Source organism: Enterobacter sp. LM3 (genome assembly GCF_046622475.1).
Taxonomy (GTDB): Bacteria; Pseudomonadota; Gammaproteobacteria; order Enterobacterales; family Enterobacteriaceae; genus Enterobacter; species Enterobacter cloacae_P.
This window is the reverse complement of record NZ_JBJURN010000002.1, coordinates 318,869-333,062: the sequence shown is the minus strand read 5'-3', so window position 1 is coordinate 333,062 and position 14,194 is coordinate 318,869. Positions and strand designations below refer to the sequence as shown.

Here is a 14,194-nt window from a genome sequence, read left to right as displayed (position 1 = left end):
ACTCCGGTTACGCCGGGCGAACGCCCGCAGCAAGCAGTGCCTGCTCAAATTTATCCAGGAAGATTTTCAGCTGATCATCGCTGATCAACAGAGAAGGCAGCAGACGCAGCACAATGCCGTTACGACCACCACGCTCCAGAATCAGACCGGATTCGAAGCACTTCTTCTGAATCAGGGCAGACAGCTCGCCGTCGCCAGGGAAGCAGCCCATATGATCTGCCGCTTCGTGTGGCTTAACGATCTCAATACCGATCATCATGCCCAGACCACGAATGTGACCAATTACCGGGTAGCGTTTCTGCAGTTCAGCCAGCTGTGCTTTCAGCCATTCGCCCTGTGCAGCCACTTTGCCCGCAATGTTCTGGTCTTTCAGGATTTTCAGCGTCGTCAGACCGGTTGCCATCGCCAGCTGGTTGCCGCGGAAGGTGCCGGTGTGGTGACCTGGAGCCCATGCATCGAACTGCTTTTTGATACCGAGTACAGCCAGTGGCAGACCGCCACCTACAGCTTTAGACATCACGATGATGTCTGGCTCGATGCCAGCGTGTTCGAAAGCGAAGAATTTACCGGTACGGGCAAAGCCAGCCTGAACTTCGTCGAGGATCAGCAGAATGCCGTGTTCCTGAGTCACTTTACGGATGCGCTGCAGCCACTCAACCGGAGCCGGGTTAACGCCGCCTTCACCCTGAACGGCTTCCAGAATCACCGCTGCAGGTTTACGCACGCCGCTTTCAACGTCGTTGATCAGGTTTTCGAAGTAGTAGGTCAGTGCTTTTACGCCAGCCTCACCGCCGATACCCAGCGGGCAACGGTACTGGTGTGGGTAAGGCATGAACTGCACTTCTGGCATCATACCGTCAACCGCTTCTTTCGGAGACAGGTTACCGGTGACGGACAGTGCGCCGTGGGTCATACCGTGGTAACCACCAGAGAAACTGATGATACCGCTACGACCAGTCACTTTTTTCGCCAGCTTCAGCGCGGCTTCAACGGCGTCAGCGCCGGATGGACCGGTGAACTGCAGGCAATACTCTTTACCCTGGCCAGGCAGCAGAGAGAGCAGGTATTCGGAAAACGCGTCTTTCAACGGCGTAGTCAGATCCAGGGTATGTAACGGCAAGCCGCTGGTAATGACATTTTGGATGCTTTTCAGCACATCAGGATGGTTATGGCCAAGCGCAAGGGTGCCCGCGCCTGCTAAACAGTCAAGGTATTCTTTATTATCTGCATCGGTGATCCACACGCCTTCTGCTTTAGTGATGGCTAAAGGCAGTTTGCGCGGATAACTCCTGACGTTAGATTCAAACTCGGCCTGACGGGCCAGATAGGTTTCGTTGCTTTTGTGGGCATCTACGGTGTCAATACGGACTTTATCCGTCATCATATCACTCCTACAACCGCCGCTTCGTTATGAGCCACGATTGAATAAAAAGTTAAAAAACAGATGGGGGTCTGAAAAAAACGCCGCCAATATAGAGCCTTTTGTCACGGGGCTCAATGGTTAATTTGTTTACTGTTTTGTTACGGGGTGCATAAGGGGGTAAATATCCCGTCTTTGGCAGGGGAGAATGCGTTTCCCATCAAGTGAAAACAATGCGTTACATTGCATGCTGTGTGAGCGAAAAAGGGCACCAAAGAGTGTTGCAAAATGTGCTTTTTTTGGTGTTAAAACGTAAATCTGGTGCATCCTGCCGAAAACCTGTTTTTGCCCTCACTACCGGATGTTGTGAGGGGCAATGGTTTCTTTGACCCTGACCCAAAATCCTGCACCATTCAGAAACAGAATGCCGGCATGATCTACACTCCCTGAACGGAGGTGGTGTCGATGAAAAAATCATGATTCACCGAAGAGCAGATTGTTTTTGCTCTGAAGCAGGCTGAACTGGGGACGTCCGTGCCGGAGGTCTGCCGTAAGCCGGGAATTTCTGATGCCACGTTCTATATCTATGGACTACCTCTTTTTTGCAAGCACTGAATCAGGTTTAGGTTGTTGCTAACATCTATCAATAGTTTTCAGCCATTTTTTCCAGTTGGAGCCACTGAAGCGTAAGTTCAATATACCGACGGATCTGCAACTTGAACGTGACCACAGCCTCGCAGTTTTCAGGCAGTGGCAGGGCAATCGAGTTACGGGCAATTTCATACAACTGCTCGAGAAACTGCTGCTTGTATTGCTTGCGACCAATAATATCCCAGGCCTCCTTAACAAACAGACTCTTTTGTATTGAGGTAATGGTTTGTGGTGTGGGAAAGCGCAGCAAAAACTGACAAAACCATTCTGTCCGTGACTGATGCAAAAACTGTTCTGCTTCAGGAAAATACAACGTCAGGTAGTGATTTACCAGGCTGTTCAGACTACGTGTTCTTGCGAGGGATATTTGATAATAAGTATTTGATATCTCCTGAATATCCATCAATTTATTAAGCAAGGGGTCAAAAAACGGAGAAGAAAGTCCCTGCTCCATGAGATAAAGAATAACGCTGGCATCCTTGCGGTCATTTTTATCCCATGTTTTAAAAAGCATCTCCCGTGCTCTGGCACAGGCCAGCGATGAAACAAGGCGACATTCTATCCCCTGTTCCTGAAGCCACCAGGCAATATTACGGTGATAGTCAGCTGTAGGTTCGAAAGCGACAACAACTTTTTCTCCGGATGAACGAGTAGCAGTGACTAACCGGGCATATCCGGCGAGAGAGTTCTCAAAACGCAGATACACAATCCGGCCATCTGAGCGTTTAATCTTGGCGTCATGATATTTTTTAGCAATATCAATGGCAATCCTGGTTACCGGGGTATCAAAACTGCAGGTAATATCGGTCATGACTTTTCTCCACTTGTTGAATTCATACCAGGTGTAGAAAACGAATGACGAACCAGCCAATAGTCATCAGTCAAAGACTAAACAAGTACCACGGCTCTGAATTTGCAGGAAAAATGCCGGATAAGTGGGTGTATGAACGAGAACGGGTTCATGTCCCTGGAGGATGCACGGTGCAAAATCGAGGCCTGGTGTATACACTATAACCAGAAGCGTCCCCCATTCTGCACTGAGATGGATGACCCGTTCTGATTATGACTGGAGCATATTCGGGGTCAGGATCAAAAAAATACCCCTTCAAGACCATCACGGCAATCTGGAAGGGGCGGGTAAATACCCTATTAATGATTGGTGAATGAGTTAATGTTAGCCAGATGGTCTATTATTAATGAGTTACTTTTTTCATATATCCAATAAATTTACCATCTTTCAATAAAGCAACTTTACCATTACTATAGATGATGAATTGATAAAGCCCCTGTGAATAAGTTTTAGCTTTTGGTGTTGTTTCATCCAATGCTGCTAACTTTCCATCAATAGTTACATTACCATCAGATTTGATTACAAGTTGCAAACCCTCAGCTTTATACATATTTTCTTTTTTAGCTGATTGTGCATGTTGATCAACCTGCTTGTAATGTTTACGATTAATTTCATTACCTTCACGGATTGCATCTGCCTGCTGATTAGAGGCATTTAAAGCAGCCATATTAGATTGATAATTACGCCAGTAGGCTTTTTCTTCCTGGTAACATACATCGCGTGATATACCTTTTGCTTCACATTTATCTAATCTTTGATCTTCCGTTGTACATCCGCTAAGTACAGATACCCCTACAACAAGTAAAGCAAGCATAGAATATTTCATTTTGCTATCATCCTATTTAAAGTTATAAATTTTCAGAAGTGGTTTGATGTTTACTCATAAATAAATCTCAAATTTTCTTTATAAAGCTTTTCCTGAAGGGCTTGAATAGAACATTCAAAAGCCTACACCTACGCCTACAGAAGCCCCCATGTTACTAGCGGTATCAGTGCTAAAACTTACTTTACCAACTACATGAGAGTTAAAGTTAACGCTACCGCCTACAGCTAATGCGTTCTCACCATTGTAAGTAGCACCGCCAGCAGAGAACATTACACGCTGATTAGTTTGCACTTGAGGAAGCCCCGCCATAGCCATAGCGCCACTAATACCCGCATTAGCCTGTTTATGGTTATCATCAACAGTACTTTTCAAACTTTTGAATGCTTCATTTTGTTTAGCTTGCTGCTGCTGTAAACCTGCTACAGCTTTTTGTGTAGCCTGGTCTACTTCTACTTTGGTGATGGTAGTTGTAATGCCATCTTTACCGTTGCTACCATCTTTACCATTAACCCCGTTACTACCCGCTAAACCTGCTACGCCTTGCGCCCCTGTATCACCTTTAGCACCATCTACACCATCTTTAGGCTTAGGGGCGTTTTCCAGCGTTGTGATCCGGTTATCATGATCATTAAGCTCGTTTTGTTGAGCATTGTTAACGGCGGCTTGCTGCTGATTCACTGAATCAATATAGTTATTCACGGCGTTAAACTGTGCATTAGTGTTGCCTGTTAATTGCTGAATATCCGCCGTATTTTGAGTGGCTTTATCATTGGCGTTATCGGCCTGTGCTCGTGCTGCTTTGATTTCAATATCAGAAAGGTTAATAGCATCAGCATTTAAAAGGCTTTGCCCGTTGTAAAGATCTTGAGTAGCGTTAGAAGTGCCTACTACTGGATTAGGGGCAACTACTTGAACCGTAGCAGCATTAGCTGTAGTAGCAAACACAGCACCAAATACAAAAACAGCGATAGCTGATTTATTTAAAGATTTCATTTGAAAACGCTCATCATCAATGCAAGAAAAAATTAAAGTAAGAGTGCAATCCTGGCAGGAAGATATAACCTCTTGTTATATCTGAATTTAATTCTGGTGATTCTCGAAATTTAAGTTTGATAACTTATTTCGTCGCGTGCAGTAACTATCTATGAATGTGTAATTCTGATTATTGATCTAAATCATAAATCGCATTAATAGCTAATCTGGCCTGTTGTGATGCTAAATGACATGTTTTCAATAAATACAATAAGATAGCGATTATCTGCTCTTGAGTGTAATACCTGGGATGAAATTATAATTAATAAGATTTTCTTAAGTGTTTTGGTCGAAAATGTTGTGAAATAAGCAAAATACATAATGCTAATTTATTAGATCTCAACAAAGTCCTTTTTACTGAATGCTCAGTATGTTTCAAATGAAATTTACAAGTTAATCAAAAGTTGGCATTGTCTAATTATTATAGGGGTATTATTTGGATGTCGAAAAGCTTCTGGAATTTACTCTTATGTAACAAATGCCGAGAAATTTCTACAATAAAAATAAGTGTTGCCTGAATCGCCACGGGTTAACAGTCACCTCAGAGTCATTTAATGGCTCAGAAGTGTCTAGATTATCCGTGGCGATTCACATGACTAAGATCGGTAAAGTGTTTGCTGATGTTCGAGATCAGTTGGGTATTCCGTATCTGGATGATTATGGGCAACGGCGCTTACTGCATTCGATCCGCCACAGTGTCTGTTCATCTGCTATGGCTGGTTGGGTGAAAAACATTCTTCATCTTCAGCAGACGGTAGGTCACGAGAAAAGTGGAGGGATCACAAAACGCTATTTGCATACGTTTCCCTTATCCTCAGTTTCTTATGTAATTGATGGTATTGATTGGTAGTGAATAAAATAGCCAAGTGTAAATATTGGCTATTTATTTTATTGTCGTTAAATAAATAATGGTAAATAGAAAGTTGCCAGCATCATGAATAGAAAAATAATCCCAACGATGGAAAATCTCACTTTTACACGTAACCAATCGGTATACTGATTAGGAAGTGCTTTAATGAATCGTATTTGTTCATTATCCATTCCTCGTGTATGGAATGAGTTTTCTTTAAAGTATAATGCATTAATAAAGAATGCATCACGCATAAACGAGAAAAAGAACCCCCATCCTGATAAACTAAAACTTCTGCTGGTCTTGCTCCGAATTTTTCAACAAATAGCGAGCATAGAGTCATGAATTTTCTCTTGGCTAATTTGTCATAAATTACGTTGGAAACATAATTAATTATTCCGAGAATCAAAAAGAACCCAGAGATTTCAACCCGATGTATCATCAGAAAATTAATTGCCGAAAACGTCATACAACTGTTCTCCGCCTAATTCCCCAACAGCACTCCCCACTGTGCTACCAGCGTACCCTAAACCAACACCTGCAATAACGGTACAAACAAGCCAGCCAACACCAGCGAGAACACCGCCACCTGTACCCAAAGCAAAACTACCAATCTCAGTATATTTTTTCTTGGTACATTCAGCTTCGCGACCAACAGAACATGCCTCATGGATTTCGTTAAGAGAATGGAGTCCGCTAAAACCAATGCCTAAATAACCAGTGTAACGCATTGCTTTTACGTATTTAGCTGCCCGTTCGATGTGGGTAGCATAACTTTCAATGTCACTGATCCCCGTTTCATTCCATTTGTGGGTAATAGAACTACTGGGCAGGCCGAGTGCTTTTTTTATTTTGGTATACTCTCCGAATTTCATAGCCTTATTCAGGAAGCTGACTTTGAGTATGGATTCAAGCTCTTTAAACAACTGGTTACGTCGGACATAAAATTGTTCTCCTATCAACGAGCCTCTCGTTATGTAGGTATTCTTATACGTTTCTTGAATCTCTTTGAGTATTTTTTCGATACTCTCAAAGTATTTTCCAACAGGGTCAGCAGCAAGGCCAATTTCTGTATCAGCGTAGCTGGTGAAATTAGCTATGGTTGCGTAGTGTTTGTGCAGCAAGTTAGCTTCCTCATGCGTCAATGGGGCCAATGCTGCATCGACTCGCGCTTTCGCGGCTTTCATGTGGGCAATCTGTTCGTCGTCCTGTTTATCAGGATCAACCACCAACATGATAGAACCAGCGTTATATTCCTTTCCTGCGCCGTTCAGAGAGCGGTAAAGTTCGCGCGTTCCTTCCGGCTGGTTTCCTGCAAACAGAATGTTTTCGAAAGATTCCGTGGTGGATTGCTGGGGAACAACGCAGAAACCAGCATCTACACCAATGCGTTTCTTTTTGGCTGTTTGGGCGTGTTGTTCTGGCTCTGCTGATGATCTGATCCAGGTGGGTTCTGGTCTTGGGGCGCTTCTTCGCGTTGTTTAAAGCTTTTATATGGGACACAGAGCATTTTTTAGGGTTGAGTCTTTGGCTTCCCGCTGGCATGATCCAGAACAGAGATTAACGGGACGTTAATCGCAACTATTTGATTTTTATTTAAATGACTCGGGGTGCCCTTCTTCGTTGAAGGCTGAGAAATACCCGTATTACCTGATCTGGATAATGCCAGCGTAGGGAAGTCAGATGCCTTCCCGGTCATCGCTTCTTCACGCAAGGCAGGAGCGAACCCATGCAGCCTGACCTGCTCGATTTACACATTTTACATCAGTTCCGAACCCGTTCCCCGCTCACACATTGTATGACCAACGACGTCGTGCAGACGTTTACGGCTAACGTTTTGTTGGCGCTTGGCGCATCCCCGGCGATGGTGATTGAAGCCGAAGAGGCTGAACAGTTTGCTGCTCTTGCCGATGCGCTGCTGATTAATGTCGGCACGCTGACTGCCCCGCGCGCTCAGGCGATGCGCCGGGCGATTGAGAGTGCCGTGGCAGCAGGCAAACCCTGGACGCTCGATCCGGTGGCTGTCGGGGCGTTGACGTTCCGCACCCGTTTTTGCCATCAAATCCTCTCCCTTAAACCTGCGGCCATTCGTGGTAACGCGTCGGAAATTCTTGCGCTTGCCGGGATGAGTGCGGGGGGGCGCGGCGTGGATACTACCGATACTGCATCCAGTGCATTGCCTGCGGCACAGGCGCTGGCACGCCAGACCAATGCCATTATCGTGGTCACAGGCGAGGTTGATTACATCACCGACGGGCAGCGAACCCGGACGGTGACCGGGGGCGATCCGCTGATGACTCGCGTGGTCGGTACCGGGTGCGCGCTTTCGGCGGTGGTGGCGGCCAGTTGTTCGCTACCGGGTGACAGGCTCGATAACGTGGCCGCTACCTGCGGATGGATGAAGCGCGCCGGAACGGCTGCCGTTGCTCAGTCTCGTGGCCCGGGCAGCTTTGCCAGTGCGTTCCTGGATGCGCTCTACACCCTGGAGGAACAGGCATGAAACGGATTAACGCCCTTACCATTGCCGGCACTGACCCAAGCGGCGGTGCAGGCATTCAGGCCGATCTGAAAACGTTCTCCGCACTGGGTGCCTACGGCTGTTCGGTGATCACCGCGCTGGTGGCACAAAATACGCGTGGTGTGCAGTCGGTCTACCGTATCGAGCCGGATTTTGTCGCCGCACAGCTCGATTCGGTACTCAGCGATGTGCGCATTGATACCACTAAAATCGGGATGCTGGCGGAGACAGATATTGTCGAAGTGGTGGCAGAACGTCTGAAACGCTATCAGGTGCAAAACGTGGTGCTTGATACGGTAATGCTGGCAAAAAGTGGCGACCCGCTGCTTTCTGTTTCCGCTATCGACACGCTGCGTAAAAAGCTGTTGCCGCAAGTGGCGCTGATCACGCCAAACCTGCCTGAAGCTGCCGCGTTGTTAGACGCGCCGCATGCGCAAACCGAACGCGAAATGAAAGAGCAGGGGCGGGCATTGCTGGCAATGGGCTGCGGTGCGGTGCTGGTGAAAGGTGGCCATCTGGATGACGCCGAAAGCCCGGACTGGCTCTTCACCCGTGACGGAGAACTGCGTTTTACCGCACCCCGCGTGCAGACTAAAAACACCCACGGTACAGGCTGTACGCTCTCCGCCGCGCTGGCGGCGTTGCGTCCACGCCATAACAACTGGGCTGATACGGTACAGGAAGCCAAAATCTGGCTCTCGGACGCGCTGGCAAAAGCCGATACTCTGGAAGTGGGTCACGGTATTGGGCCGGTTCATCATTTTCATGCATGGTGGTAAGCCAGTATACTGGCAGGAAACACCACGCCTGAGAAAACAGAGATGGAACAAGCGCATACCCGGTTAATTGCTCAACTGAATGAACGGATCGCCGCTCCGGACAACACACCGCTGTACCTGAAGTTTGCCGAAACGGTAAAAAACGCGGTACGTAGCGGGGTGCTTGAACACGGGAATATTCTGCCCGGCGAGCGCGATCTGAGTCAGTTAACGGGTGTGTCACGCATTACCGTGCGCAAAGCAATGCAGGCGCTGGAAGAAGAGGGCGTGGTGACGCGCTCCCGGGGTTACGGTACGCAAATTAATAACATCTTTGAATATTCGCTCAAGGAAGCACGCGGGTTTTCTCAGCAGGTGGTACTGCGCGGCAAAAAGCCCAACACGTTGTGGGTTAATAAACGGGTGGTGAAATGCCCGGAAGAGGTGGCAAACCAGCTGTCAGTGGCGGCGGAAAGCGACGTCTTTTTGCTCAAGCGCATTCGCTATGTTGATGATGATGCCGTCTCGATTGAAGAGTCCTGGGTTCCGGCCGGGCTAATTCCCGATCCGGACGCCATCGGCATCTCGCTGTACGATTACTTCCGCAGTCAGAACATCTTCCCGCAGCGTACCCGTTCACGCGTCAGTGCCCGCATGCCGGACAGCGAATTTCAGGCCCATATTAAGATGGATGAAAAGATACCGGTGCTGGTGATCAAGCAGGTTGCGCTTGACCAGCAGCACCGGCCTATTGAGTACAGCATTAGCTACTGTCGCAGCGATCTATACGTCTTTGTGTGCGAGGAGTAATTCCCCGCGCGCAGGGGCGCAATCACCGCCACGGTGGCTGACCACCCAGGCGGCAACCGCATTGCCCAGCAGCACTGCATCCGCCAGTGACCATCCTGCTGCCAGCCCGGCCAGCGTACCGCCAGCGTGGCTGTCACCCGCGCCAATGGTGTCGACCACCGAAGCAGGAAACGCCGGAACATAACCCGAATCGTCAGCGTCATACCAGGCTGCGCCGTCTTTGTCGTGACGTACAATCAGCGCAGAACCGAAACGTTGTTGCCATGTTGCACCTAACGCATCAACCTCCACACCAAGCCGCCCGGCAGCAATTTGCGCCTCCTGGCGATTAAGCGACACAATGGGTTTACAGGCCATAATCCGCGCCATCAGCGCGTCGGGAATATCTGCGATGCGTGGGCCGAAATCGATAAACGCGGTCACCTCCTGCAACCCTTCCAGCCAGCCCGTCAGTAACTCCCCGCACGGCGATGCCAGTTGATAGCCGGACAAATAAACCAGGCTTTTTTGCGGCACGTTAAGCGCATCAAGCCAGGATTGCTGCCACTGGTTCTCCACGCCGCTAAACGACATAAACGTGCGCTCACCGTCTGGCTCCACCAGCGCCAGACACCAGCCGTTATCGCCTGTTTCGGCTTCCACGGCGCTGTGCAGATCCTGCTTTGCCATTGCGTTGCGAATAATATCTGCCCACACGCCGTGGCCGACGGGCAGCGCATTTTGCGCGGTGACGCCAAGCCGTTTTAGGGCTATGGCAATATTGAGCGCGCAGCCGCCAATATTGACGCCCTGCTGTTTTAGCTCGATATCACATCCGCGCCAGGGCAGGGCGTAAGCATCGGCGATAACGTCAATCACCGCTGCCCCCAGCACCGTCACTGGCCGCGTGGCGCGTAATGTTTCAAGGCGTTGGGCAAAAGAATTCATACGCCCTCCCTTTGCTCCCGGTAGTGCAGCAATTTTTCGCAGTAATGACCAAAGTCGGGCTGGTTAACGGCGTCGAGTTCATCCTTTAGTGCCGGATTAATCGCCTGTACGCCGTGCAGCGCGCCACAGATTGCGGTTGCCATTGCGCCGATGGTGTCCGTATCGCCGCCCAGATTGGCGCATAAAATTGCGCAGCGGTTCGGGTCAGTGCCTGCCAGTTCAACCATTGCGATCGCCGCCGGAACGGACTCAATGGTGCTGGTTCCTGCCCCCACAAGCTGATAAACCTGCTCGCTGGCGGATTCAGTACCGTTGGCTTCACGCACGGTTTTGAGTGCCAGCTCAATACGTGCCGCAAGTGATGCGCTGAAGGTGGTGGTCTTCACTTCCTGTGCATAGCGGGCAATACCGGGCAGGGCAGTAACGATGTTCTGCCAGCTTTCGCCGTCAATGGCGCGTGAAACCGCCCAGGCAATCACCACCGCACCGGCAATGGCGAGATCCGATTTATGCGTCGGGCTGGAAGCCTGCGCCACCTGCTCAACAAAGTGCTCCAGGCGAGTGGCCGGGAGCAGACAGCCGAGCGGGGAGGCGCGCATCGCCGCCCCGTTGGTGACGCCGTTGTTCTCCAGCTCGCTGACCGGTTTGCCATCGCGAATGGCGTTGAGGGCAATTTTGGAGGTCGGGCCTAACACGTTTTTGTTAAAGGCATCGAACGACTCGGCCCAGCGCAAAATATGTTTGCCGATGACATCCGCGTTAATCTGCCCGTCGCATTCGATAATCGCATCCGCCAGACACAGCGCCATCGACGTATCATCGGTGAACTCCGCGCGGTTGAAATAGCAGGCCGCGTTATTCTCTGCCGGGCCGGGTAAGAAGCGGTCAATCCAGCCGAAATGCGCTTTGACGCGCTTTCTTGGCCACAGCTCCGACGGCATGCCCATTGCGTCCCCTAACGCCTGCCCGTAAAGAGCACCGAGAACACGTTCTTGTTTCATTTAACTTCCCCTTGTGTCAGCGCGGTATCGCCATCAACCACCTCAATTGCGGTGATCTCTTTATCCGATTCGCGGAAAAACAGCATAAACAGCACGGCGATCACAGCAATCATGATCCCTCCGAATGCCCACATTCCGGCCCAGTTGAAGGTCAGCCCATTCACCGGCTCTTTGTATGCGAACATTTTTTCCATCATCACGCCGCCCAGGCGGTAACCCAGCAGGCTACCAAAGCCCTGACAGCACAGCGTGATCAAGCCCTGCGCAGCGGTACGCATATGCACCGGTGCTTTTTTGTCCACGTAGATATACGCGGTGACGTAGTAGAAGTCGTAGCTCACGCCGTGCAGCAGAATGCCGAGGAACAGCAGGGCGTAAGTGAAGTATTGTTCCGCACCACCGTAAACAAAGAAACCATAGCGGATGGCGGCGGTGATAAGCCCCAGCAGTAAGACCTTCTTAATACCAAAGCGTTTGGTGAAGAACGGCAGCGCCAGCATAAAGAAGATTTCGGAGAACTGGCCGAGTGTCATCCAGCCGGTTGCGTTTTTCATGCCCACTTCGGTGAGATACCCGTTGGCAAAGATGTAGTAGAAAGCCAGCGGCATGGCGAACAGGAACGAGCAGAAGAAGAACACCAGGAAGTTTTTGTCGCGCAACAGGATCAGCGCATCCAGCCCCAGCATCACTTTGAAATCGAGTTTACCGGTACTTTTCGGCGGTGTATCCGGCAGGAACAGGGCAAACACGCCGAGCAGCGCAGAGCTGGCCGCCGTCATCAGCAGTGGGATATTGGTATCCGAAATGTCGCTATAGCCCATCATCTGCGGCAGGAAACCGCACGCCAGACCGGAGGCTATCCAGCCAATCGTGCCCATCACGCGAATACGCGGGAAATCGGCCTCGACGTCATCCACGTTGGCAAAGGCAATGCTGTTAGTCAGCGCGATGGTAGGCATATAGGTCAGGGAATACAGCAGTAGCAGCGGGAAGAAGGTGCTGAACTGAGTTTGCTGTGCGGCAAAGTACATCAGAATAGCCCCGGCAAACATCAGCACTGCCAGCACTTTCTGGGCGGCGAAGAAGCGGTCGGTCAGCGAACCGACCAGGATTGGCGAGAGGATCGCTGCAATCGCGGTACAGGCGTAAGACCAGCCAATTTCCCCGGCGCTAAAACCGCTTTTGCTTAACCACAGCCACAGCGGTACAAACCATGCGCCCCAGATAAACCATTCAACAAACATCATGAATGACAGTTGGACTTTCGTTTTCATTGTTTAATCCTGCATGTCAGAGAGGGTACTCCTTTAACATACCATTCAATGATACCTTTTAAATACCTTTGTGGTGATTGTTTGATCAATGTAACAGTTTTGTTGTGCCAGAATCGAGCCAGCAGATTGTGCTGAAAAAAATGGCAGAAGGTGGAAAATCGGTTAAGTCGGTACCAGGCTTAGTCTGCCCGCGAAAATGTGGGTTTGGATAACACGCTACGGGAGCATAGCTATGACTGATATTGCACAGTTGCTTGGCAAAGATGCCGACAGCCTTTTACAGCATCGTTGTATGACCATTCCAGCCGACAAACTCTACCTGCCTGGCCACGACTACGTTGACCGTGTGATGGTGGATAACAATCGTCCGCCTGCGGTACTGCGAAATATGCAGACGCTCTACAATACCGGGCGGCTGGGAGGCACCGGGTATCTCTCTATTTTGCCGGTTGACCAGGGCGTTGAGCATTCTGCTGGCGCATCGTTTGCGGCCAACCCGCTGTATTTCGATCCGAAGAACATCGTTGAGCTGGCAATTGAAGCAGGCTGTAACTGCGTGGCGTCGACCTATGGCGTGCTGGCTTCGGTATCGCGCCGTTACGCTCACCGTATTCCGTTCCTCGTTAAGCTGAACCACAATGAAACCCTGAGCTACCCAACCGAATACGACCAGACCCTGTATGCCAGCGTAGAACAGGCGTTCAATATGGGCGCGGTGGCCGTCGGGGCGACCATCTATTTCGGTTCTGAGCAGTCGCGCCGCCAGATTGAAGAGATCTCCGCCGCGTTTGAGCGCGCGCATGAACTCGGGATGGTTACCGTGCTTTGGGCGTATTTGCGTAATAATGCGTTCAAAAAAGATGGCGTGGATTACCATGTATCTGCCGACCTGACCGGCCAGGCGAACCACCTGGCGGCAACCATTGGCGCAGACATTGTGAAGCAGAAAATGGCCGAGAATAACGGCGGCTATAAGGCGGTGAACTTCGGTTACACCGATGATCGTGTTTACAGCAAACTGACCACCGATAACCCCATCGATCTGGTGCGTTACCAACTGGCGAACTGCTATATGGGACGCGCGGGGCTTATTAACTCCGGCGGTGCGGCGGGGGGGGAAACCGATCTCTCAGACGCGGTACGTACGGCGGTTATCAACAAACGCGCGGGTGGTATGGGGCTGATCCTTGGCCGTAAGGCGTTTAAAAAATCGATGGCTGACGGCGTGAAGCTGATCAATGCGGTTCAGGACGTGTATCTGGACAGCAAAGTGACGATTGCTTAAAAAACTGACGCTTCTCCGACACGGGAGAAGGCGCAAAATACAGGCCGGGTCA

12 protein-coding genes, 3 pseudogenes and 1 riboswitch are annotated in these 14,194 nt (G+C 50.0%); of the genes and pseudogenes, 7 read left to right on the top strand and 8 right to left on the bottom strand.

Features of this window, described 5'->3' with window-relative positions:
- Nucleotides 1–7 precede the first annotated feature (7 nt).
- Nucleotides 8–1,384 (bottom strand): diaminobutyrate--2-oxoglutarate transaminase, encoded by a 1,377-nt coding sequence (locus ACJ9N4_RS03680; protein WP_182272024.1) that lies wholly within the window; start codon nt 1,382–1,384, stop codon nt 8–10.
- Between the two features lie 456 nt (nt 1,385–1,840).
- Here ACJ9N4_RS03680 and ACJ9N4_RS03675 point away from each other — a divergent pair.
- Nucleotides 1,841–1,942: pseudogene (locus ACJ9N4_RS03675) on the top strand (transposase); the annotation flags it as partial.
- A gap of 64 nt (nt 1,943–2,006) precedes the next feature.
- Here the strand turns inward: ACJ9N4_RS03675 and ACJ9N4_RS03670 are convergent.
- Nucleotides 2,007–2,822, bottom strand: a pseudogene (locus ACJ9N4_RS03670) (IS110 family transposase); the annotation flags it as partial.
- Nucleotides 2,823–2,954: 132 nt separating this feature from the next.
- Between ACJ9N4_RS03670 and ACJ9N4_RS03665 the strand changes: the two are divergent.
- Nucleotides 2,955–3,071 carry an integrase core domain-containing protein gene (locus tag ACJ9N4_RS03665; protein WP_182918666.1) on the top strand — a complete coding sequence of 39 codons (117 nt, stop codon included), beginning with the start codon at nt 2,955–2,957 and terminating at the stop codon, nt 3,069–3,071.
- 133 nt (nt 3,072–3,204) lie between these two features.
- Here ACJ9N4_RS03665 and ACJ9N4_RS03660 read toward each other — a convergent pair whose 3' ends face one another.
- Nucleotides 3,205–3,687: a hypothetical protein gene (locus tag ACJ9N4_RS03660; protein WP_182918665.1), complete on the bottom strand. Its 483-nt coding sequence runs from the start codon at nt 3,685–3,687 to the stop codon at nt 3,205–3,207.
- Nucleotides 3,688–3,801: 114 nt separating this feature from the next.
- The gene (locus ACJ9N4_RS03655; RefSeq protein WP_232105430.1) at nt 3,802–4,680 is read right to left on the bottom strand and encodes a YadA C-terminal domain-containing protein; all 879 of its coding nucleotides are present in this window, start codon (nt 4,678–4,680) and stop codon (nt 3,802–3,804) included.
- 628 nt (nt 4,681–5,308) lie between these two features.
- Here ACJ9N4_RS03655 and ACJ9N4_RS03650 point away from each other — a divergent pair.
- Nucleotides 5,309–5,569: pseudogene (locus ACJ9N4_RS03650) on the top strand (integrase); the annotation flags it as partial.
- Nucleotides 5,570–6,018: 449 nt separating this feature from the next.
- Here the strand turns inward: ACJ9N4_RS03650 and ACJ9N4_RS03645 are convergent.
- Nucleotides 6,019–6,804, bottom strand: coding sequence for a PAAR domain-containing protein (locus ACJ9N4_RS03645; protein WP_232105429.1), 786 nt, complete (start codon nt 6,802–6,804; stop codon nt 6,019–6,021).
- Nucleotides 6,805–7,165: 361 nt separating this feature from the next.
- Nucleotides 7,166–7,263: riboswitch (TPP riboswitch) on the top strand.
- 35 nt (nt 7,264–7,298) lie between these two features.
- Between ACJ9N4_RS03645 and thiM the strand changes: the two genes are divergently transcribed.
- The 3 genes from thiM to ACJ9N4_RS03630 are packed head-to-tail and all read left to right on the top strand — an operon-like array spanning nt 7,299 to nt 9,655.
- Complete coding sequence (gene thiM, locus ACJ9N4_RS03640; protein WP_182918664.1) at nt 7,299–8,069, top strand: hydroxyethylthiazole kinase; 771 nt, start codon at nt 7,299–7,301, stop codon at nt 8,067–8,069.
- A complete protein-coding gene (gene thiD / locus ACJ9N4_RS03635) occupies nt 8,066–8,866 on the top strand; it encodes a bifunctional hydroxymethylpyrimidine kinase/phosphomethylpyrimidine kinase (RefSeq protein WP_182918663.1) in 801 nt (266 codons plus the stop codon). Before thiM ends, thiD begins: the two co-directional genes overlap by 4 nt.
- Before the next feature lie 42 nt (nt 8,867–8,908).
- Complete coding sequence (locus tag ACJ9N4_RS03630; RefSeq protein ID WP_182272012.1) at nt 8,909–9,655, top strand: GntR family transcriptional regulator; 747 nt, start codon at nt 8,909–8,911, stop codon at nt 9,653–9,655.
- Here ACJ9N4_RS03630 and ACJ9N4_RS03625 read toward each other — a convergent pair.
- From ACJ9N4_RS03625 to ACJ9N4_RS03615, 3 genes are read right to left on the bottom strand one after another with little or no spacing between them, the layout of a single operon-like run.
- On the bottom strand, nt 9,629–10,582 hold the full coding sequence (locus tag ACJ9N4_RS03625; RefSeq protein WP_182918662.1) for a PfkB family carbohydrate kinase: 954 nt from the start codon (nt 10,580–10,582) through the stop codon (nt 9,629–9,631). The genes ACJ9N4_RS03630 and ACJ9N4_RS03625 overlap by 27 nt on opposite strands.
- Nucleotides 10,579–11,583, bottom strand: a complete 1,005-nt coding sequence (locus tag ACJ9N4_RS03620) for an ADP-ribosylglycohydrolase family protein (RefSeq protein ID WP_411500257.1) — start codon at nt 11,581–11,583, stop codon at nt 10,579–10,581. Before ACJ9N4_RS03620 ends, ACJ9N4_RS03625 begins: the two co-directional genes overlap by 4 nt.
- Complete coding sequence (locus ACJ9N4_RS03615) at nt 11,580–12,857, bottom strand: nucleoside permease (protein ID WP_182918661.1); 1,278 nt, start codon at nt 12,855–12,857, stop codon at nt 11,580–11,582. The genes ACJ9N4_RS03620 and ACJ9N4_RS03615 overlap by 4 nt, the downstream gene beginning before the upstream one ends.
- Before the next feature lie 232 nt (nt 12,858–13,089).
- Here ACJ9N4_RS03615 and fbaB point away from each other — a divergent pair, with 232 nt between their 5' ends.
- On the top strand, nt 13,090–14,142 hold the full coding sequence (gene fbaB / locus ACJ9N4_RS03610; protein ID WP_182272008.1) for a class I fructose-bisphosphate aldolase: 1,053 nt from the start codon (nt 13,090–13,092) through the stop codon (nt 14,140–14,142).
- Nucleotides 14,143–14,194: the final 52 nt, after the last annotated feature.

Bases quoted from the DNA above. Each gene is read 5' to 3' on its own strand.
- ACJ9N4_RS03655 (WP_232105430.1), bottom strand. From the start codon at position 4,680: ATGAAATCTTTAAATAAATCAGCTATCGCTGTTTTTGTATTTGGTGCT.
- ACJ9N4_RS03665 (WP_182918666.1), top strand. From the start codon at position 2,955: ATGAACGAGAACGGGTTCATGTCCCTGGAGGATGCACGGTGCAAAATC.
- ACJ9N4_RS03620 (WP_411500257.1), bottom strand. From the start codon at position 11,583: ATGAAACAAGAACGTGTTCTCGGTGCTCTTTACGGGCAGGCGTTAGGG.
- ACJ9N4_RS03625 (WP_182918662.1), bottom strand. From the start codon at position 10,582: ATGAATTCTTTTGCCCAACGCCTTGAAACATTACGCGCCACGCGGCCA.
- thiM (WP_182918664.1), top strand. From the start codon at position 7,299: ATGCAGCCTGACCTGCTCGATTTACACATTTTACATCAGTTCCGAACC.
- ACJ9N4_RS03645 (WP_232105429.1), bottom strand. From the start codon at position 6,804: ATGTTGGTGGTTGATCCTGATAAACAGGACGACGAACAGATTGCCCAC.
- ACJ9N4_RS03660 (WP_182918665.1), bottom strand. From the start codon at position 3,687: ATGAAATATTCTATGCTTGCTTTACTTGTTGTAGGGGTATCTGTACTT.
- ACJ9N4_RS03615 (WP_182918661.1), bottom strand. From the start codon at position 12,857: ATGAAAACGAAAGTCCAACTGTCATTCATGATGTTTGTTGAATGGTTT.
- ACJ9N4_RS03630 (WP_182272012.1), top strand. From the start codon at position 8,909: ATGGAACAAGCGCATACCCGGTTAATTGCTCAACTGAATGAACGGATC.
- ACJ9N4_RS03680 (WP_182272024.1), bottom strand. From the start codon at position 1,384: ATGATGACGGATAAAGTCCGTATTGACACCGTAGATGCCCACAAAAGC.
- thiD (WP_182918663.1), top strand. From the start codon at position 8,066: ATGAAACGGATTAACGCCCTTACCATTGCCGGCACTGACCCAAGCGGC.
- fbaB (WP_182272008.1), top strand. From the start codon at position 13,090: ATGACTGATATTGCACAGTTGCTTGGCAAAGATGCCGACAGCCTTTTA.